The sequence below is a fragment of the Tautonia sp. JC769 genome, assembly GCF_040717455.1.
Taxonomy (GTDB): domain Bacteria; phylum Planctomycetota; class Planctomycetia; order Isosphaerales; family Isosphaeraceae; genus Tautonia.
Map to the genome: position 1 here is coordinate 12248 of NZ_JBFEFH010000004.1, position 19460 is coordinate 31707.

Annotated in this window: 15 protein-coding genes; 11 read left to right on the forward strand and 4 right to left on the reverse strand. The window is 68.6% G+C overall.

Annotation, left to right across the window (positions count from 1 at the left end; genetic code table 11):
* Positions 1-14: 14 nt before the first annotated feature.
* The 11 genes from AB1L88_RS05560 (at position 15) to AB1L88_RS05610 (ending at position 14832) form a co-directional block, all read left to right on the forward strand.
* Positions 15-2507: a PSD1 and planctomycete cytochrome C domain-containing protein gene (locus AB1L88_RS05560; protein WP_367095646.1), complete on the forward strand. Its 2493-nt coding sequence runs from the start codon at positions 15-17 to the stop codon at positions 2505-2507.
* A 66-nt stretch (positions 2508-2573) separates the two neighbouring features.
* Complete coding sequence (locus AB1L88_RS05565; protein WP_367095647.1) at positions 2574-4052, forward strand: DUF1501 domain-containing protein; 1479 nt, start codon at positions 2574-2576, stop codon at positions 4050-4052.
* 276 nt (positions 4053-4328) lie between these two features.
* On the forward strand, positions 4329-5522 hold the full coding sequence (locus AB1L88_RS05570) for a fused response regulator/phosphatase (protein WP_367095648.1): 1194 nt from the start codon (positions 4329-4331) through the stop codon (positions 5520-5522).
* Positions 5523-5643: 121 nt separating this feature from the next.
* On the forward strand, positions 5644-6153 hold the full coding sequence (locus tag AB1L88_RS05575) for a chemotaxis protein CheW (RefSeq protein WP_367095649.1): 510 nt from the start codon (positions 5644-5646) through the stop codon (positions 6151-6153).
* A 132-nt stretch (positions 6154-6285) separates the two neighbouring features.
* Positions 6286-8775 carry a methyl-accepting chemotaxis protein gene (locus tag AB1L88_RS05580; protein WP_367095650.1) on the forward strand — a complete coding sequence of 830 codons (2490 nt, stop codon included), beginning with the start codon at positions 6286-6288 and terminating at the stop codon, positions 8773-8775.
* Between the two features lie 99 nt (positions 8776-8874).
* Complete coding sequence (locus AB1L88_RS05585) at positions 8875-9717, forward strand: protein-glutamate O-methyltransferase CheR (protein ID WP_367095874.1); 843 nt, start codon at positions 8875-8877, stop codon at positions 9715-9717.
* Positions 9717-12182, forward strand: a complete 2466-nt coding sequence (locus AB1L88_RS05590) for a chemotaxis protein CheA (protein ID WP_367095651.1) — start codon at positions 9717-9719, stop codon at positions 12180-12182. Before AB1L88_RS05585 ends, AB1L88_RS05590 begins: the two co-directional genes overlap by 1 nt.
* A complete protein-coding gene (locus AB1L88_RS05595; RefSeq protein ID WP_367095652.1) occupies positions 12179-12817 on the forward strand; it encodes a chemotaxis protein CheC in 639 nt (212 codons plus the stop codon). The genes AB1L88_RS05590 and AB1L88_RS05595 overlap by 4 nt, the downstream gene beginning before the upstream one ends.
* Positions 12814-13353, forward strand: a complete 540-nt coding sequence (locus tag AB1L88_RS05600) for a chemotaxis protein CheD (RefSeq protein WP_367095653.1) — start codon at positions 12814-12816, stop codon at positions 13351-13353. The genes AB1L88_RS05595 and AB1L88_RS05600 overlap by 4 nt, the downstream gene beginning before the upstream one ends.
* Before the next feature lie 19 nt (positions 13354-13372).
* The gene (locus tag AB1L88_RS05605) at positions 13373-13744 is read left to right on the forward strand and encodes a response regulator (RefSeq protein ID WP_367095654.1); all 372 of its coding nucleotides are present in this window, start codon (positions 13373-13375) and stop codon (positions 13742-13744) included.
* 29 nt (positions 13745-13773) lie between these two features.
* Positions 13774-14832: a chemotaxis response regulator protein-glutamate methylesterase gene (locus AB1L88_RS05610; RefSeq protein WP_367095655.1), complete on the forward strand. Its 1059-nt coding sequence runs from the start codon at positions 13774-13776 to the stop codon at positions 14830-14832.
* Between the two features lie 32 nt (positions 14833-14864).
* Here the strand turns inward: AB1L88_RS05610 and AB1L88_RS05615 are convergent, their stop codons facing one another.
* The 4 genes from AB1L88_RS05615 to AB1L88_RS05630 are packed head-to-tail and all read right to left on the reverse strand — an operon-like array spanning position 14865 to position 18866.
* Positions 14865-15452: a response regulator gene (locus tag AB1L88_RS05615; protein ID WP_367095656.1), complete on the reverse strand. Its 588-nt coding sequence runs from the start codon at positions 15450-15452 to the stop codon at positions 14865-14867.
* Positions 15449-16924 (reverse strand): PAS domain S-box protein, encoded by a 1476-nt coding sequence (locus AB1L88_RS05620; RefSeq protein ID WP_367095657.1) that lies wholly within the window; start codon positions 16922-16924, stop codon positions 15449-15451. Before AB1L88_RS05620 ends, AB1L88_RS05615 begins: the two co-directional genes overlap by 4 nt.
* Positions 16925-16932: 8 nt before the next feature.
* Entirely contained in the window at positions 16933-17682 is a 750-nt protein-coding gene (locus AB1L88_RS05625) for a response regulator (protein ID WP_367095658.1), read from the reverse strand.
* Entirely contained in the window at positions 17679-18866 is a 1188-nt protein-coding gene (locus AB1L88_RS05630) for a protoglobin domain-containing protein (protein ID WP_367095659.1), read from the reverse strand. The genes AB1L88_RS05625 and AB1L88_RS05630 overlap by 4 nt, the downstream gene beginning before the upstream one ends.
* Positions 18867-19460: the final 594 nt, after the last annotated feature.

Genomic DNA, 19460 nt, shown 5'->3' on the forward strand with positions numbered 1-19460 from the left:
GAGGACCTCGCCTGATGACGCGTCTCGGCTGCCTCGTCGTGCTCAGCCTCAGCCTCGTGCCCGGTGTCGGTCGAGGCCAGGACGAGGCTGCCGAAACGGATCGCTCCCGGTTCTTCGAGGCGTCGGTCCGCCCGATCCTGGAGCAGCACTGCCTGCGCTGCCACGGAGGGGGCGAGCGGACGCGAGGGGGCCTCGATCTGACCTCCCGGTCAACCTTGCTCAAGGGTGGCGATCTCGGGCCGGCGGTCGACCTGGAGGCACCCGGCGAGAGCCTGCTGATCGAGGCCATCACCTATTCCGGCCTGGAAATGCCGCCGACCGGCAAGCTGGACGATGAGGCCATTGCCGTCCTGACCGATTGGGTCAACCGGGGCGCCCACTTCGGCGGGGACGAGGCGGAGATGCCCGCCCCGGACGCCGAGGAAGAGGACGAGGGGGCCATCTCGGACGAGGATCGCCGCTTCTGGTCCTTCCAGCCGGTCCGACGCCCCGAGTCGCCGGCGGTCGGGCGATCAGAGTGGGTCAGGCACCCGATCGATGCCTTCATCCTCGATCGCCTCGAAGAGGAAGGGCTCTCGCCCGCTCCGGAGGCCTCCAGGACGATCCTGATCCGCCGCCTCTCGTACGACCTGACCGGCTTGCCGCCGACCCCGGAGGAGGTCGAGGCGTTCGTGGACGACGAGTCGCCGGACGCCTACGAGGCCCTGGTCGACCGCCTGCTCGACTCCCCCCACTACGGCGAGCGCTGGGGGAGGCACTGGCTCGACGTCGTCCGGTACGCGGAGTCGAACAGCTTCGAGCGCGACAACACCAAGCCGAACGCGTGGCGCTATCGCGATTATGTGATCACGTCATTCAATGACGATAAGCCGTACGACCGGTTCCTGCTGGAGCAGCTGGCCGGCGACGAGCTGGACGACGTGACGGCGGAATCGATCGTCGCCACCGGGTTCTACCGGCTGGGGGCCTGGGACGACGAGCCGACCGATCCGCCCCAGGCGCGATTCGACGAGCTGGACGACATCCTCTCGACGACCTCGCAGGCGATGCTCGGCCTGACGATCAACTGCGCCCGGTGCCACGACCACAAGATCGACCCCATCCCCCAGCGCGATTACTACCGCTTCCTCGCCTTCTTCCACAACCTGAAGCCGTACTCGTACGACGAGGATCACATCCTCACCGAGATCGCCTCGGACGAGCAGCGCGAGGCGCACGACCGGGCCGTCGCCGAGCGGTCGCGGCGCGAGGCGGCGATCGAGCGGGACTTGGCCCCGATCGAGGCGAAACTGCTGGCGACGGTCCCCGAACCGAGGCGGTCGAAGCTGAGGGACGGCTCGTTCGACGAGCGTCGGCACGTCCTCGACGGGATGGCCGAGCGGGAACTCGACCCCGAGGATCTGGCCTCGTATCGCGACCTGATCGGCCGCTGGAGGGCGATCCCGCCGGTCCCTCCGCTGCCGATGGCCTTGAGCGCCCGGGAGCACGGCCCTCGCGCCCCGGAAACCACCATCATGATCCGGGGGAGCGCCCACGCCCCGGGCGAGGTGGTGCAGCCGGGGTTCCCGGAGGTGCTGGGGACCGCCGAGCCGCCGGTGCCGACCCCGTCGGCAGACGCCCAATCGTCGGGCCGTCGCCGGGTGCTGGCCGAGTGGATCGTCAGTCCTGAGAACCCCTTGACGGCCCGGGTCGCGGTCAACCGGGTCTGGCATTATCACTTCGGCCGGGGGATCGTCCGGTCGCCGAATGACTTCGGCTTCCAGGGGGAGGAGCCGACCCATCCGGAGTTGCTCGACTGGCTGGCCGCCGAATTCATCGAGAACGGCTGGCGCTTCAAGCCGTTGCACAAGCAAATCGTGATGTCGAGCACCTACCGGATGTCGTCGCGGGGGGACCCCGAGGCCCTGGCGAGCGACCCGGAGAACGACCTGTTCTGGCGGTTCAACCTGCGGCGGCTCTCGGCCGAGGAGTTCCGAGACGCGATGCTGGCCGTGACCGGGACCCTGAACCCGAAGATGGGCGGGCCGAGCTTCTACCCCGACATCCAGGAGGCGTACCTGGCCGGCCAGTCGCGGCCGGGGGCCGGCTGGGGTCGGTCGTCGGCCGAAGAACAAGCCCGGAGAAGCGTGTACATTTACATCAAACGATCGTTGGTGACGCCGATCCTGGCCAGCTTCGACGCCGCCGACACCGATTTCTCCTGCCCGGTCCGCTTCGCCACGACCCAGCCGACCCAGGCGTTGAGCACCCTGAACGGCCCCTTGCTGCACGAGCAGGCCCAGGCGCTGAGCGACCGGGTGCGCCGGGAACTCGGCGATGACCGCGAGGGGGGGATCCGGCGGGTCCTCGAGCTCGTGACCTCCCGATCGCCATCGGCCGAGGAGGTGGAGCGGGGGATCGCCCTGCTGGACGAGTTGCGCGACGAGCACGGGGTCGATGACGAACGGGCCTTCCACCTGTTCTGCCTCATGGCGCTGAACCTGAACGAATTCCTCTATCTCGATTAATCGGCTCACCGTCCCGCGACCGCGACCGCGACGCGAGAGCCCCCCGAGTGCATGGAGACGAGCGCGATGAACCTTCCGAATCGGCCGAGGGGTTCCTTCTGCGGGCGCACCCGACGCGAGTTCATCTGGCAGACGGGCCTGGGCTTCACGTCGCTCGGGCTGGTGGACCTGCTCTCTCGGGGCGGAGGTTTCTTCCCGGAGGCCGACGGCGCCGACGGCGGGTCGGCCGGTTCGTACGTGAACCCGATGGAGCCCCGGGCGCCGCATTTCGCGCCGAAGGCGAAGTCGGTGATCTTCCTGTTCATGTATGGCGGCCCGAGCCATATCGACACGTTCGACTACAAGCCCGACCTGTTCCGGCTCGACGGCAAGACGATCGCCGTGAAGACGAAGGGCAGGGCCGGTTCCCGGAACGAGGGTCGGATCGTCGGGCCGAAGTGGAAGTTCAGGCAACACGGCGAGTCGGGCCAGTGGGTCAGCGACCTGTTCCCGCATCTGGCCGGTTGTGTCGATGACCTGGCGTTCATCAAGTCGATGACGGCGGATAGCCCGCTCCACGGCTCGGCGATGCTCCAGATGAATTCCGGAAAAATCCTGAGCGGGAGCCCCTGCCTCGGGAGCTGGGTGACCTACGGGCTTGGTTCCGAGAATGAGAATCTGCCGGGGTTCGTGGTGATGCTCGACCCGGTCGGTGGGCCGATTTCGGGGGCCAAGAACTGGTCGAGCGGCTACATGCCCTCGACGTACCAGGGGACGATCCTGCGATCGCAAGGGGATCCGATCATCGACCTGAGCCGGCCCGACGGGATGAGCGACGCCGTCCAGCGCCGCCTGATCGACACCCTGAACGAGTACAACACCGACCACCTGGCCGCGCGCCCGGATCAATCGGACCTGGCGGCCCGGATCTCCAGCTTCGAGCTGGCGTACAAGATGCAGATGGCCGCACCCGAGGCGACCGACATCCGCGGGGAGACCGAGGAGACGCAGGAGCTTTACGGGATCGACGACCCGAAGACCGAGAACTTCGGCCGCCGCTGCCTGCTCGCCCGCCGCCTGGTCGAGCGCGGCGTCCGATTCGTGCAGATCTACGCGGGGGGGGCCCACAACGACGACAACTGGGACGCCCACACCGACATCGAGGCCAACCACAACTTCCACTGCGGGCGGACCGACAAGCCGATCGCGGGGCTCCTGACGGACCTGAAGCGACGGGGCCTGCTCGACGAGACCCTGATCGTCTGGGGGGGGGAGTTCGGCCGCCAGCCGACGGCCGAATACGAGAAGGGGACCGGCCGCGACCACAACGCCTACGGCTTCACCATGTGGATGGCCGGCGGCGGGGTCAAGGGAGGCACCTCGGTCGGCGAGACGGACGACCTCGGGGCCGCGGCCGTGAGCGATCGCTTTCACGTGAAGCATCTGCACGCGACGATCTTGAATCAGCTCGGCCTGGATCCGGACCGCCTGAGCTTCTTCTATGGGGGCCTGGATCAGACCCTCGTGGGGGTGGAAGGGGCCGACCCGATCCGCCAGATCATCTGACGGCGAGTCCCCTGGCCTGGCTGCGGTTCCGGCCGAGGCCCCGTCGCGGGGCCCCGGGTCGATGCGCGGCCGGCGACGGCGGGTGTGGTCGGGGCGATCGCGCGTGAAACGGGGGCGGTGCATGTCACCCGCGCCTGGAACGGGGTGACCGGCCGCGGAAGGAGGGCCGGACGGCCCTTGCCTGGTCGGCGGAACCGGCTACGATCGAGTGTGTGCTGATCGCGCCACGTCGTCCTCTCGCGTCCGATCGTCCCCGTCAGCAGCGAGGCCCCATTGATGGCCACCGGCCTGAGCGAACACAAGGTTAAAGTCCTCTTGATCGATGACCAGCCGTTGATCGGCGAGGCGGTCAAGCGGATGCTGGCCAACGAGCAGGACATCGAGTTCCAGTACGGCAAGGATCCGTCGCTGGCGATGGAGACGGCCGTGACGTTCCAGCCGACCGTCATCCTGCAGGACCTCGTCCTGCCCGACGTGGACGGCCTGGATCTGGTGAAGCTCTACCGAGGCCACGAGGCGACCCGCGACGTCCCCGTCATCGTCCTCTCGACCCGGGAGGAGCCCCAGACCAAGGCGGACGCCTTCGCCCTGGGGGCCAACGACTACATCGTGAAGCTGCCGGACCGGCTGGAACTGCTCGCCCGGATCCGGCACCACTCGAAGGGTTACATCAATCAACTCCAGCGCGATGAGGCCTACCGCGCGCTGGTGGCCAGCCAGGAGGCGTTGGCCCACGACGTGGACGAGGCGGCGCGGTATGTGCAGTCGTTGCTGCCGGCGCCGATCGATCGGGGTTCGATCCAGGCCGACTGGCGGTTCATCCCCTCGGCCCAGCTGGGGGGAGACACGTTCGGTTATCATCAACTCGATGACGAGCACTTTGCCGTCTATCTGATCGATGTGGTCGGCCACGGGGTGGGGGCGGCCTTGCTGTCGGTCTCGGTGCTCAACGCGATCCGGTCGCAGTCGCTCCCGGGGACCGACTTCAAGGATCCGGGGCAGGTGCTCACCGCCCTGAACGAGCGGTTCGAGATGTCTCGCCAGGCCGACAAGTATTTCACGGCCTGGTATGGCGTGTACCACCGGCCGAGCGGGGTCATCCGCTACACCGGGGGCGGCCATCCCCCCGCGCTCTTGATTTCGGACACCTCGGGAACGACCACCATGCTCGAGGCGACGGGGCCGATGGTCGGCGCATTCGACGGCCTCGAGTTCGAGACGAAGGAACACGCCCTGGAGGGGCCGGCGACCCTCTTCGTCTACAGCGATGGCGTCTTCGAGGTCCAGCGGACCGACCAGACGATGTGGCCCTTCTCCGAGTTCGTCTCGTACCTGGGCGAGCAGTCGAGGGCGCCCGGCTCGGCGATGGACGCCCTGATCGAGTACCTGGCGGTCCTGTCGGGCAAGAAGGGGTTCGAGGACGATTTCTCGATCGTTCAGATCCGAATCGTGCCCGGGGATGCCTCCTGACGCGGACGGCATCCGGGGGATTCGTGGGGTAGACTGGTGAGAGTACCGGCGGCGGCGGGCGGCGAATCGGGCCCGGTCGGCGAATCGAGTCGACTCCTTCGATCCTGGGGCGTTGGTGATCATGTCTTCTGCGTCGAAACCTGCCGGGACTTCGAGCCCGGGCCCGAACGCGGATGCCCCCCGGGCCGAGGGGGCGGTACTCCAGTTCGTCGGGTTCCGGCTCGATCGTTCCGACTACGCGGTGGCCATTCGCCGGGTGCAGGAGATCATCTTGATGCCGGCGATCACACGGCTGCCCCAGACCTCGGCGGATGTCGAAGGCCTGATGAACCTGCGGGGGACCGTGCTGCCCGTCATCAATCTCCGGACGCGTTTCGGCGTGCCGGCCAAGCCGTTCGACGAGCAGACGCGCGTGGTGGTGGTCAACGTCCAGTCGCGGACGGTCGGCATCCTGGTCGATTCCGTGTCTCAGGTCATGCGGGTCAGCGAGGACCAGCTCCAGCCGCCCCCGCCCGGGATCGCCTCGGTGGCCTCGACCGCCATCGCCGGGTTGTTCCGAGACGGGGATCGACTGGTCATCGCGCTGGATGTCGACCGCCTGCTGGCCGATCTCGAACTCGCCGCGGATTGAGTCGATCGGCCGGGCCGTCCGTCCGATCGACGCCGTCACCCCTCGGTCCCGTCAGGTTGCTGACGGGGACGGGAACGGGGCAGGAGGCCAGGTCCTTCAACGTTTAAGCACCCCACCTCCCGAGCACGATCCATGAGCGACGATTCGCGCGAGACCGAAGCACCGGAAACCCCCGCGGCGGACTTCGAGGCGGTGCCGCCGAGCCATTCGCCGAAGCGATCCAACGGCCCCCGCACCCGAGACCGGGCGCCCCGACGCCCCGCCGAGATGGAACCCATGGCACTGGCCGAAGACGCCCAGGCGAAGCTCGACGAGTCGAAGGCCGACACGAAGGTCATGATCGAGGCGTTCGCGGGGCTGGTCCGCTCGAACACGACGAGGGAGATCCTCCGCGCCGTCCTCGCCGCGATCCAATCGGCCTACGGCTGGGAGCTGGCGTGCTCTCGGAAGCTCGACCCATCGACGAACGCGCTGGTCTTCGGCGTCGACTCGGGCTCGGGCGGCGCGTCGCTGCGACGAGCGGCCCAGGATCGCGAGATCCGGGTCAACGAAGGGGTCTCGGGGTTGGCCTGGCGACGCGAGGAGCCGGTGTATGTGGAGGATTTCCTCGCCGATCACTCCGCGATCGAGGATCGCTGGGCGAGGGAGGCCGGGCTGCGGGGCATGCTCGCGCTGCCGATCCGGTCGGGCAACACGGTGCTGGGGGTCCTCGAATTCGGCTCGACCCGCCCGATCGAGATGACGGAGCTTCGGCTGCAGGCGCTCGACACGATCGCGCAAACGGCGTCGAATAAGATCGGCCATCTGGGCCAGGCTCGCGAGCTGAACCGGCTCGCCCAGATGGTGGCGAATGCCCCGCTGAACATGATGTTCGCGGACCGCGATCTTCGGCTCCGCTACCTCAACCCGAAGTCGATCGAGACGCTCACCCGCCTGAAAGACTCGCTCAAGGTGCCGGTGGAGTCGATGGTCGGCCAGTCGCTCGACGTCTTCCATCAGAATCCGGAGCACCAGCGCACGCTGCTGTCCGACCCCTCAAATCTGCCCTACCACGGCACGATGCACCTCGGGTCGGAACTGATCGACCTGGTCGCGTCGGCGATCATCGACGAGCAGGGGGAATATCTCGGGCCGATGCTCACCTGGGAGATCGTGACGCAGAAGCATATCCAGGACGTCCGAGAGGCGGAGATGCTGGCCGACTCGAACGCGGTCAATTTCCTCTTGATGCGACTGGGCAAGGCGAACACCCCGGACGAGGTCATCCAGGTCGCCCTAGAGACCGTCCGGGAGGCGTTCGGATGGCTCTACGGTTCGTACTGGAAGCTGGAAAACGAGGAGCACGCGCTCACCTTCTCGCTCGAATCCGGCGACATGCCGGACGAGTTCAAGCGGGCCACGAAGGCCTCTCGCTACGTGGAGGGGCAGGGGCTGAGCGGCCGGTGCTGGCAGCAACACGAGCTGATCTTCGTGCCCGAGCTCTCGGAGGTGACCGGGTGCCCGCGCGCGGGGGTCGCGCGGCGGTGCGAGGTCTCGTCGGCCCTGGCGATCCCGATCCAGATGAACGGCGTCTTCATCGGGGCCATGGATTTCCTGACGAAGGACAGGATCTCGCCCTCGGAGAACCGGCTCGAGGTGATGCGGAGCGTGGGCAGGATGGTCTCCTCCGCGCTCGATCGGGTCAACGGTCAGGCCCGGTCCGAGGCGGAGAAGCAGGACCTGGAACAGAAGGTCAACCTGCTGATGAACGTGGCCTCGGCCGCGGCCTCGGGGAATCTGACGGTCGAGGTGCCGGTCCAGGGCAGGGACGACCTGGGCCGGCTGGGGGCGGCGATGGCCAATATGATCCGGGATCTGAAGGAGATCATCAGTCAGATCGTGGAATCGACGGGCCAGTTCGCCGAGGGCTCCCAGGTGATCGCCGAGAGTGCGACCTACCTGAGCGAGTCGTCTCAGAGCCAGGCGGCGACGGTCGAGGAGATGTCGGCCTCCATCGAGCAGCTCGGCCGGGCGATCATCGAGATCAACCAGAACGCCGAGGCCGCCCGGGCTCAGGCGGAGGAGACCTCCGGCCTGGCGAGGCAGGGGGGGGAGGCCGTCGAGCAGGCCATCGAGGCCATGAGCCTCATCACCAAGTCGAGCGAGCAGGTCAGCGACATCACCCAGGTGATCGGGGAGATCGCCAGCCAGACGAACCTGCTGGCCTTGAACGCCGCCATCGAGGCCGCTCGGGCCGGCGAGCATGGCCTGGGCTTCGCGGTGGTGGCCGACGAGGTGAGGAAGCTCGCCGAGCGGTCCAGCGGGGCGGCCAAGGAGATCACCTCGCTGATCAAGGAATCGACCCGGCGGGTGGCCGATGGCGCCCGGCTCTCCGAGAAGGCAGGGTCGTCGCTCGCCACGATCGTCAAGGGGGTCGAGGAGACGACCGAGCGGATCGGGAAGATCGCCAGGGCGACCCACGAGCAATCGGAATCGGCCTCGGAAGTGACCAAGGCGATCCAGGATGTCTCGGGGATCACGGAGACGAACGCGTCGAGCGCCGAGGAACTCTCGGCCAGTGCCGAGCAGCTCGGCGCCCAGGCCCAGGCGTTGCGCCAGGCGGTCTCGGGCTTCAAGGTCTGATGATCCGGTCGGTCCGGCCGGGCCGGGTCGATTCCATCGATCCCTCAACGCTCAAAGGGGGGTAGCCCCGAAACGTGGTGCGGAGCGAGGCGAGTGACGATGCAGCAGGACTTGCTCCCCGATGACCTTTTCGATCAGTTTCGAGCCCTGATCTACCGCACCACGGGGATCTCGATCCCCGAGACCAAGCGCGTGATGCTCTCGAACCGGTTGAACCGACGGGTCAAGGCGACCGGGGACGCGACGTTCGAGTCGTATTATGCCCGGCTCGCCTCGGGAGCGGATCGCGCGGAGTTGGCCCGATTTGTCGACGCCGTCACGACGCGAGAGACGTATTTCTTCCGGGATCCGCACCATTTCCGTTGGCTGGCCCACCGGTTCAGTCAGGAACTGGTCGACCGCAATCGGCTCGGGAAGCACGGCAGATCCATGGCCATCTGGTCGGCCGCGTGCAGCGGAGGCGAGGAGCTTTATTCGATCCTGATCCGCCTGGCGGAGGCCCAGCAGCCTCCCGCCTCGTGGGCGTTGAAAGCGCTGGGGACCGACATCAGCGAGGCCGCGCTCCAGTCGGCCCGCGAGGCCAGATACGGGGACCGCTCGCTCCGGCTCGTGACCGAGGCCGAGCGGAAACGGTGGTTCACCTTCGATGCGGCGTCGAGCCGTTGGAAGCTCAATGACGACCTGAGGGCCCGGGCGACATTCCGGGCGCACAACCTCCTTTATCCGATGCGGGACGGCCCGTTTGATTGCATCTTCCTGAAGAATGTCCTGATTTATTTCGATGCCGAGTCGAAGGCCCGGGTCGTCAAGCAGATGATCGGTGCGCTCGCTCCCGGTGGCTATCTCGTGGTCGGCCCGACGGAGGGCGTCTACGGCATGCTCGAACCGTTGGAGCGCATCGAGAGCTGGCTCTACCGCAGGCCGGACGGGGGAGGACGCTGATGTCGGGCTTTGATGTCTCGGAGCTCCTGCCGTTTTATCTCGATGAGACCGACGAGCAGATCGGCACGCTGAACGATACGCTGCTCCGTCTGGAGCAGAATCAATCCGACGCCGCCGCGCTCCAGGAGACGTTCCGGCTGGTCCACAGCCTGAAGGGGTCGGCGAGCGTGATGGGCTTCGATCAGGTCAACCGCCTGGCCCACCACCTGGAGACCCTCTTCGATCAACTGCGCAGCGGGCAACGCCTGCTCGACTTCGAGGCGCTTCAACTGAGCTTCCAGAGTCTCGATCGCCTGCGCGATTATCATCGAGACCTCCGATCGGAAGGGTCAGGGCCCGATCTGACCGACATGATCGATGCGGTCGTCGCTTACCTGCAGGGCCACGAGGCGGCCGCCTCGTCCCCCGCCCCGGGAGCGGTCGAGGTCGGGGTGCCCGACGCGGAGCCGATCGACGGCCCTCGGGCGGAGCCGGCCGACCCCGAGACCGACGGGGCGCCTGCGGAACCCCCGGAATCCGTCGCCGACCCGGGCGAGCCGGCGGACCGGGCGCGCGTCGAGCCGGAGCAGCCCGAGGGGCTTGCCGTCACGGTCGTCTTCGTCCCGACGCTCCAGTGGAGGGACATGAAGGCGCGATTGATCCTGAATCGGCTGTCGTCCCGGGTCCGGGTGCTGGGGAGCGACCCGCCCGCCGATCGCCTCGACGAGGTCGAGGGCCGGGAGACGTTCACGGCGTGGGTCGAGGCCGACGCGGACCGGGAGGAACTGCGATCGCTGGCCGATGTGGATGGGGTGGCGGCCATCCGATTCGGCTCGGACGGGGACTCGGACTCGGGGCCGTCGGCGGCGGAGATCGCCGGTCCCTCGGACCAACCCGCGCCGGCGGCGCAGGCCGAGGCCGAGCCGGCGGCGGCCGAGGAGGCTCCCGCCCCGATTCCGGAACGAGGCGAGGCGCCCGAACCGTCGGTGGCGGTCCTCGCGAATCGGGCCGCCAAGGCCAAGGTGGCCGAGACGCTCCGCGTGGACGTGGACCGGCTCGATCATCTCATGAACCTCGCCGGGGAGCTGGTGATCAGCCGGTCGCGGTTCGCGGACCTGACCCGGGAGCTGGAGACCATGCTCCGGGATTCCGACGTCCGATTGCTGGCGGCCGACAGCCAGGATCGGCTCGATTGCCTGCTGGAAGGGCTCGACGCCGTGCTCGGCTCGTCCGCGCGGAGCCAGGGGATTCGCGAGCGGTGGCGGTCGCAGTTCCGCCGCCTCACGGAGAACATCCGGGAACTGCGGGGGAATCTCGACCGGCTCCACATCGGCCGCGACCACCTCACCGAGATGGCCGAGGCCATCGATCAGCTCGGCCGGATCTGCGACCGGATCCAGAAAGGGGTCCTCGACACGCGGATGGTCCCGATCGGGCCGCTCTTCGAGCGCTTCCGCCGGGTGGTTCGCGACGTGAGCGTGGGGTCGGGGAAGGACGTCACGCTCCAGCTCCGGGGGGAGTCGACCGAGCTGGACAAGCGGATGATCGACGAGCTGAGCGACCCGCTGATCCACATGGTCCGCAATGCCGTCGACCACGGCCTGGAGTCGCCGTCGGAGCGGGAGGCGAGGGGCAAGCCGAGGACCGGCACGGTGACGCTGGCCGCGGCCCATCGGGGGAACCGGGTCGTGATCACCGTCGCCGACGACGGGAAGGGCCTGGACGTGGCCCGGCTCCGCCACAAGATCGCCGCCCTCGGCCTCCTGCCGGAAGGCGAGGCGGCCCGGCTGTCACCCCCCGAGGTGATCCCGTATCTCTTCCACGCGGGGCTGAGCACGGCCGACACGGTGTCGGAGATCTCCGGCCGGGGCGTCGGCATGGACGTGGTCAAGCACCGGATCGAGCAGCTCAACGGGACGGTCTTCGTCCGGTCCGAACCCGGCCAGGGGACGACCTTCACCATCCGGCTCCCACTCACCCTCGCGATCATGCCCAGCCTACTCGTGCGGATCTATGGCGAGACATATGCCCTGCCGTTGGGGGAGATTCGGGAGATCGTCGAGATCGGCCCGGATCAGATCCTCGACGTGCAGGGCAGCCGAGCGATCGAGGTCCGCGGGCGGGTGATCTCGCTGCTCTGCCTCGACGACGTGTTCCGATGGGGAGGGGGGGCGCATCCCGACCGGGCCCCGGGGGCGGCCTCGCGCGACGGCGAGACGCGGCGGCCGGTGGTGGTGGTGCAGAGCACCCTGACCACGGTCGGCCTGATGGTCGACGAGCTGATCGGGATCCAGGAAATCGTCTTGAAATCGATCGAGAAGAATTACAGGACGGTGCGGGGACTCTCCGGCGCCAGTATCCTGGGCAATGGGCGGGTGGCCCTGATCCTGGACGTCGATGCCCTGATCGAGATGGCGACCCGCCCTGCACCCGGTCGATCGCAGCACGATCGGGAATTGTTGACACCATCGAGGCAACGCCCATGACCCGGGGGGACGATCCGTCAGACCAGGTTCCTCGATCCATCGACGCGGCGATCCGTCGCGGGGCGGAGGCGGCCTCGGCGTCGCTCTCGAAGTGGCTCGGCCGGCCGGCCTCGCTGGTGGTCAGCCGGGTCCGCTTCGCGGAGGTGACCGAGGCCACCGAGGCCCTCGGGCCGGGGGACGCGGTGGTGGCCTCCTGCGCCATCCCCCTGTCGGGCCCGCTGCCGGGGACGGTCCTGATGATCTTCGACGATCGCGCCGCGATGACGATGATCGATGCTCTGATCGGTCGCCCGGGGGGTTCGTCCACCGACTGGGGGGAGATGGAGCGGTCGGCCGCGCAGGAGACGAGCAATATCGTGGTCTGTGCCTTCGTCAACGCGATGGCCGAGTCCCTGGAGCCGGGAGGGCTGATGATCCCGGGGCCCCCCGAGTTCCGCCTCGAGTTCGCGGGGAGCCTGATCGAATTCGCCCTGATGGATCAGGCCAGCCGGAACGACCGGATCGTGATGGTCGAGATCCACTTCTCGATCGACGGGATCACCAACGACTGGGCCATGGTGATCGTCCCGGCGACCGGCGGGCTGGGGACCCTCGGGATCGGCCCCGAAGGAGATGATCCGGGGAGCCTGCCGTGAGCCCAACACCCGTCCCCGATCCCCCGCCGACGACGAGCGTGCTGATCGGCCAGTGGGCCGTGGCGAGGGCCCCGGCCATCCTGCGGACCTTGCTCGGCTCGTGCGTGGCCATCATCCTGCACGATCGGGCCGCACGGGTCGGCGGCATGGCTCATATCATGCTGCCCGATTCCCGGGGGCGGGCGGATGGCGTCGGGAAATATGTCGATACCGCGGTCCCCGCGTTGCTCGACGACCTGGCCCGGGTGCAGGGCCGCCCCCTGATCGGCCGATCGACCTTCTCGGCGACGCTGGTGGGGGGAGCGGCGATGTTCCGGTCGGCGCCGAATGCCGATATCGGACGGCAGAACCTTGAGGCGGCCGAGCGGATCCTGCAATCCTTGAGGATCCCGGTCCTGGCCAGGGATGCCGGGGGCACGACCGGCAGGAACGTGACGCTCGACACGGCCTCGGGGGTGGTCCGGGTTCGGATCCCCGGCGGGCCCAGCTACGACCTCTCGGCCGGTGTGGCCCGGATCGAGCGACCAGAGACGTGATGCGACCGGGGACGGACCGATGAAGCGACTCCTGATCGTTGACGATGCGCTGATCATGCGGAAGCTGATCCGGGGCGTCGCGGAGGCCGCGGGCTGGCAGGTCGCGGCCGAGGCCGGCGACGGCCAGGAGGCGGTCGAGCTGTACCGCAGCCTGCGGCCCGACCTCGTCACCCTCGACCTGGTGATGCCGGTGATGGGGGGCCTCGACGCCCTGCGGGAGATACGGGCCGAGGACCCCGAGGCCCGCGTGATCATCGTCACCGCGCTCGACCAGAAGGAGACGCTGGCCGCTTCCATCAGGGCCGGGGCCATGGATTTTATCGTCAAACCATTCCAACGTGAGCAGATGCTTGGCATGCTGACGAAGCTTGGCAGCTCTCCTGACGTCTGACCCGGGGCACCCCGGGAGGATGCGTACCGATGGCTCATCGGCCTGTTCGAGTCCTGATCGTCGACGACTCGGCCCTGATGCGCAAGATGCTCTCCGAGATGATCGGCTCCAGCCCCGAGCTGGAGGTGGTGGGGACGGCTCGGGACGGGTCCGAGGCGCTGGAACTGGCCGGGCGGCTGCGGCCCGACGTCGTCACCCTCGATGTCGAGATGCCGGGGCTCTCGGGGCTCGAGGTCCTGCCGAGGCTGCTGGAGAAGCAGGAGGTGCCGGTCGTCATGGTCAGCAGCTGGACCCAGGAGGGGGCCGACATCACCCTGGCGGCGCTCGAGCTGGGGGCGGTCGACTTCCTGCCGAAGCCGGACCGGAGGCATTTCTCCCAGCTCCGGGGGGCGCGAGACCTGCTGGTCGCCAAGCTCCTGATGGCCTCCGGGAGCCGGGTGCGTCGGCCCCGGGTCGTCGCGGCGGGGGGGGCGGGCCCCGCCGTTGATCGGGGGCCTCGGGCCCCTTCCGGGTCGCGAGCGGCCACGCGATGCGTCGTGCTCGGCATCTCGACGGGGGGGCCGCAGACCCTGACCCGCGTCTTCGCCGAGCTGGAGCCGCCGCTGCCCCCGATCCTGGTCGTGCAGCACATGCCGGCGACGTTCACCAGGGTCTTCGCCGATCGGCTCGATCGCCGGAGTCGGGTCGCCGTCAGGGAAGCACAGGAAGGAGACCGGGTCGAGTCGGATCTGATCCTGGTGGCCCCGGGGGGCCGGCAGATGTCGCTGGTCGGCCGGCCCCCGTTCGTCCGGATCGCGTTGTCGGACGGCCCGCCGGTCAGCGGGCACCGCCCGTCGATCGACGTCCTGTTCCGGTCGGCGGCCGAGGTGTTCGGCGCGGAGGCGGTCGGGGTGCTGATGACGGGGATGGGGCGCGACGGGGTCGCCGGGTGCCAGCGGATCCTGGAGGAGGGCGGCCTGACGCTCGGCCAGGACGAGGCGACGTCGGTGATCTACGGCATGAACAAGGCGGCGTTCGAGGCCGGGGCGATCCGGTCGCAGTTCGCCATCGAGGAATTGCCGGCCTTGCTCCGCCAGTTCGCCTCCTGATCGCGGGCGGCGTCCCGGGGCCGGGGCGATGCTCAGCCCCCCAGGGCCTCCTCGGCCGTGAGGATCATCTTCGACAGCTCGATGAGTTTCAGATTCTTCTCGCTCGCCAGCTTCTGGAGGCGGCGGAAGGCGGAGCCTTCGTCGAGGTTCGAGCGCTTCATCAGGACTCCCTTCGCGCGCTCGATCAGCTTGCGGTCCTCGAGCGCCTGGCGGAGATCGGCGGCCTCCTTGCGGAGGGCCTGGAACTGCTCGAACCGGCGGAGGGCGATGGCGATGGCCGGCTCCAGATCGGCCTGCTTGATCGGCTTGACCAGGTAGGCCAGGACGTGATCGGTCTCGGCCCGCTCGATCAGCTCGGCGTCGTGGAAGGCCGAGACGAGGATGATCGGCACGGGCCGCTCGCGCTCGATCCGGGAGGAGGCCTCGATCCCGTCGGTGCCGGGCATCTTGATGTCGGCGATGACCAGGTCGGGCTGGACGGCTCGACAGCGTTCGACCAGCTCCTCGCCGTCGGCGCAGGCGGCGACGACCTCATGCCCGAGCACGGGGAGGATGGTGCGGTAGTAATCCCGCATGTCCTGTTCGTCGTCGGCGACGGCGATGCGAAGGGGTCGGGTCATGACGGCTCGCGGGGGAGGGTCAGGAGGATCTCGGCACCGGGAATTCCGGGGGGACCGACGGCGATCCTTCCCCCGTGGGCTTCGACGATCCGGCGGCAGATGGCCATGCCCAGGCCCGTGCCCCGGGCCTTGGTGGTGTAGAAGGGCTCGAAGATGCGGTCTGATTGCTCGCCCGTCAAGCCGGGGCCATTATCCCTGATCGAGACGCGCAACGCATCATCCCCGTCCAGGAGCGTTGAATCGCAATGGATGCGGACCTCGACCGGGGCGGTGCCGGCGGCCAGGGCGTTCTCGAAGATGTTGCGGAAGACCTGGACCAGGCGGAAGGGGTCGAGCCAGCAGCGGGTGTCGGGGGCGTCGATCCATTCATTGAGCGTGGCCGAGTGTTCCCGGACCGACGGTTCGAGGTAGGACCAGGCTTCCCGCCAGACGGTCGTGAGGTCGAAGCGGCCGGATTCGAGGCGGATGGGGGCGGCGTAGCTGCGGACGTCTTCGAAGAGGTGATGCAGATGGTCTTGCGCCTGCTGGGTCCGCCGGATCAGGTCGAGCGCCTCGGGCCGATCGACGACCTTCAGGGCGAGCATCTCGAGGCACGACTGCCCGCGCTGCAGGGCATTGCGGCTCTCATGGGCGAGGCCGGTGACCATCTGGCCGATCGCCGCGAGCCGCTCGGATTGCAGGGCCCGCTCCTGGGCCTGCTTCAGGTCGGTGATGTCGTGGCCGACGGCGAGGATGGCCTCGGCCCCCTCGTAGTCGTCGAGCCGGCGGGCGTTCCAGAGCAGGCAGCGCGACGAGCCGTCGCGGGACCGGAGCCGGCATTCGAGCCCGCGGACCGACTCGCCCACGCCGAGGCGCTGCACGGCATTGTCCGAGAGGGCCCGGTCCTGCTCGTGGATCAGGCGGTCCCGGAAATTGTGGCCGAGCACCTCCTCGGCGCGATAGCCGGTCAGGCGTTCGGCGAACGAGCTGAAGTAGACGATCGAGCGGTCGAGGCGGGTGATCACGATGACCACCTCGGCCGATTCGACGAGGGTCCGGAAGGCGTCCTCGCTGCGCCGCTTGGCCAGGCGGAGATCCCGGCGTTCGAGCGCCCGTGCGAGGCTCGCCCGCAGGGCATCGGGGTCGAGCGGCTTGAGGATGTAGTCGGTCGCCCCTCCCCGAAGGGCGTCGATGGCGCCGCGGAGGTCGGCCATGCCGGTGACGATGATCAGCTCGGCATCGGGGGCCAGGGCGCGGAGCCGGGGCATCAACGAGTCGAAGTCGGCATCGGGCAGGCGACGGTCGAGGATCAGGGCCTCGTACGAGGCCCAGCGGCGTTGCGGCCGGTCGAGTGCCTCGCGGGCCGACGAGGCGGCATCGACGGCGAAGTCGTCGAGCTCGAGGATGTCGCAGATGTTGGCCAGGGCATCGGCGTCGTCCTCGACGACCAGGACGCGCCTCGATCCGAGACGCCGGGCGGCGGCCGTATCCATCGCGTCAGTCACCTTGGTTGAGAGGGGGTCGAGACAACGAGCCGTTCGAGCAGGGCGATGAGGGCGGCCGTGTCGAACGGCTTGTAGCAGACGGCGTCGGCCCCCTCGGCCAGGGCGACCGCGATCAGCGGGTCGGTCTCGGGGCGGAAGCCGGTGATCAGGACCGTCCGGGCGAGGGGATCGATCGTGCGGACGGTCCGGAAGACGGAGCAACCGTCGGAGCCCGGGAGCTTCATGTCGATCAGGACGGCCTGATAGCGGGCCTCCTTCAGCCGATCGGCGGCCTGGGCCGAGTCGTGGGCGGTGCAGACCCGGATGTCTCGGGATCGGAGCAGGTCCCAGAGGTTCGCGCACAGGTCGATGTCGTCGTCGACGACCAGGACGATCGGCTGGCCGACGGCCTCGTCGATCAGGCCGAGCAGGGCCGGGATGTCGACCGGCTTGCGGAGCACCTTCCAGGTCCCGGCCGATCGCGCCGCGGTCGCCGTGTCCTCGCTCGCGTAGGCCGTCAGCAGCAGGGCGACGATCCCCGGGTGTCGTGCTCGCAGGTGGCCGTAGAGGGTCACGCCGTCCATGCCGGGCATCTTGAAGTCGAGCACGGCGACGTCGTAAGCGCGGCGGCTTGCCAGCTCGAGCGCGGCCTTGCCCTCGTGGGCGATGTCGACCCGATAGCCGAGGTCGTTGAGAATGTCGGAGACATTCCGGCAGGCATCGATGTCGTCGTCAACCAGCAGGATCGCGGGTGCCGGATCAGTCATCGATCTCGATCTCCGGTCTCTGAGGCCCGGGGGAGTTCCAGGGTGAAGGTGCTGCCGACGCCCGGCTCACTGAGGATTCGCAAGGTGCCGCCGTTCTTGACCAGGATCTCCCGAGAGATGGCCAGGCCCAGCCCGAGCCCCCGGGCCTTGGTCGAGAACAACGGCTCGGTCACCCGATCGCGCAGCTCGGGTGCCATGCCGATGCCCGTGTCCTCGACGTCCAGCTCGATCGCACCGGGGTCCAGGGGCCGGGCGCGGACGGTGAGGGTGCCGCCCTCGCCCATCGCCTCGTTCGCGTTGCGCAGGAGGTTGCCGAGGACGATGTGGAGCTGGGCCGGGTCGACCACGACGGCGATCGACGGCTCGACCTCGACGCGGACCTCGACGGCCGGGTCGGGCGGATTGGCCTCCAGGGCGTCGCGGACGAGGGGGAGCAGGGGGGTGTCTCGCGTCTCGGGGGTCGGGAGCCTGGCGAAGTTCGAGAGGGCCGTGATGACCGCGTCCGCGCGGTCGACGCCGCGGCCGATCCGCTGCAGGTGCTCGGCCGCCTTCTCGGGCGAGGCCGATCGGGCATTCCTGAGGAAGTAGACCGAGGTCTTGACCACGTTGAGCGGGTTGCGCAGCTCGTGGGCCAGGCCGCCCGCGACCTGGCCGAGCGTCGCCATGCGCTCGGCCCGCTGGAGGCGATCGTCGCTCTCGGCCTGGTAGGCGTCCTGGATCAGGGCGAGGTCGAGGTCGAGCCGACGGTAGAGCGACCGCAGCGACTCGGCCAGCTGTTCCATGTCGCCGGCCCACGAGGATCGCAAGGCGCGACACATGGCCGATCGGAGCCGGGCCATCGAGGCGATCACGTAGAGCGGGTCGAGGCCGATCTCGGCATGCCGGCGACCGATCCGCCAGCAGCGCTGGGCGTAATCCTCGTCGGGGGGGCGCTGGAAGAGATCGGTCAGCCACTGGAGCAGGGTGGCCTTCAATCGGGCCACCTGCTCCTGGCCCCCCGTGATGACCGAGAAGGCCGCGGGATGCCGCTCGATCTCGTCGTAGAAGTCGTCGATCAGGCCGTGGACGTGCGGGGTGATGGCCGGGAGCAGCCCGGCCAACCGCTCGAAGTCGCGCTGCTCGTCCCAGTCGAGATACCGCGTCACGTCGTGGTACCTTGCCAGGATCCGATCCGTGTCTCCCATTCGAGGCGCTCCGCCCCCGTCGTTCTGCATCGATGTGAGCCGGACGTCGACGTCCCCCAGAGACTCGCGCCTTCGCCCGGATCGGAGAGTCTGCTCGCACGGTTCGGCGATCGTCAGGTCTGCCGGAGGCACCATGCTAGAGACTGCTCTCGCCGCCTGACAAGCCCCCACCCGGGAGGGCCGTCGGAAATCGCGCACGACCCCGGTGGCCCGCGGCCCGCCGCGGATGCGGGGCGGTTTGCCGGGCACGAAGCACCGCCGGAGGAGCGTGGGGGCGGGGCCGGGGGCAACCGGGCCGATCGGCGGTCGACGCGGGTCTTTGCGGATTCCAGACGTAGCGACCTCTGGAACCGAAGGAGGTGCCCCGGCGACGGTCACCCGGCCGGTCCGGCCGCGGGGGCCCGATGCGGGCCGGGAGATTGCCGCGGACGCCCGGCCGATTTTGTTTGACTTCGGTCCGGGGCGATGTATCTAATGAAATGGAACATTCGACTCAAGGCGGGTCGCGTGTTCCCGGCTGAGTGAGCCCCCGTCCTGTGTCACGATCGTGAAGCACAGGCCAGGGGTTTTTTTATCCCCCAGCCGCGACCGAGT

Bases quoted from the DNA above. Each gene is read 5' to 3' on its own strand.
- AB1L88_RS05615 (WP_367095656.1), bottom strand. From the start codon at position 15,452: ATGACCCGACCCCTTCGCATCGCCGTCGCCGACGACGAACAGGACATG.
- AB1L88_RS05620 (WP_367095657.1), bottom strand. From the start codon at position 16,924: ATGGATACGGCCGCCGCCCGGCGTCTCGGATCGAGGCGCGTCCTGGTC.
- AB1L88_RS05570 (WP_367095648.1), top strand. From the start codon at position 4,329: ATGGCCACCGGCCTGAGCGAACACAAGGTTAAAGTCCTCTTGATCGAT.
- AB1L88_RS05560 (WP_367095646.1), top strand. From the start codon at position 15: ATGACGCGTCTCGGCTGCCTCGTCGTGCTCAGCCTCAGCCTCGTGCCC.
- AB1L88_RS05625 (WP_367095658.1), bottom strand. From the start codon at position 17,682: ATGACTGATCCGGCACCCGCGATCCTGCTGGTTGACGACGACATCGAT.
- AB1L88_RS05585 (WP_367095874.1), top strand. From the start codon at position 8,875: ATGCAGCAGGACTTGCTCCCCGATGACCTTTTCGATCAGTTTCGAGCC.
- AB1L88_RS05590 (WP_367095651.1), top strand. From the start codon at position 9,717: ATGTCGGGCTTTGATGTCTCGGAGCTCCTGCCGTTTTATCTCGATGAG.
- AB1L88_RS05575 (WP_367095649.1), top strand. From the start codon at position 5,644: ATGTCTTCTGCGTCGAAACCTGCCGGGACTTCGAGCCCGGGCCCGAAC.
- AB1L88_RS05610 (WP_367095655.1), top strand. From the start codon at position 13,774: ATGGCTCATCGGCCTGTTCGAGTCCTGATCGTCGACGACTCGGCCCTG.
- AB1L88_RS05595 (WP_367095652.1), top strand. From the start codon at position 12,179: ATGACCCGGGGGGACGATCCGTCAGACCAGGTTCCTCGATCCATCGAC.
- AB1L88_RS05605 (WP_367095654.1), top strand. From the start codon at position 13,373: ATGAAGCGACTCCTGATCGTTGACGATGCGCTGATCATGCGGAAGCTG.
- AB1L88_RS05630 (WP_367095659.1), bottom strand. From the start codon at position 18,866: ATGGGAGACACGGATCGGATCCTGGCAAGGTACCACGACGTGACGCGG.
- AB1L88_RS05580 (WP_367095650.1), top strand. From the start codon at position 6,286: ATGAGCGACGATTCGCGCGAGACCGAAGCACCGGAAACCCCCGCGGCG.
- AB1L88_RS05565 (WP_367095647.1), top strand. From the start codon at position 2,574: ATGAACCTTCCGAATCGGCCGAGGGGTTCCTTCTGCGGGCGCACCCGA.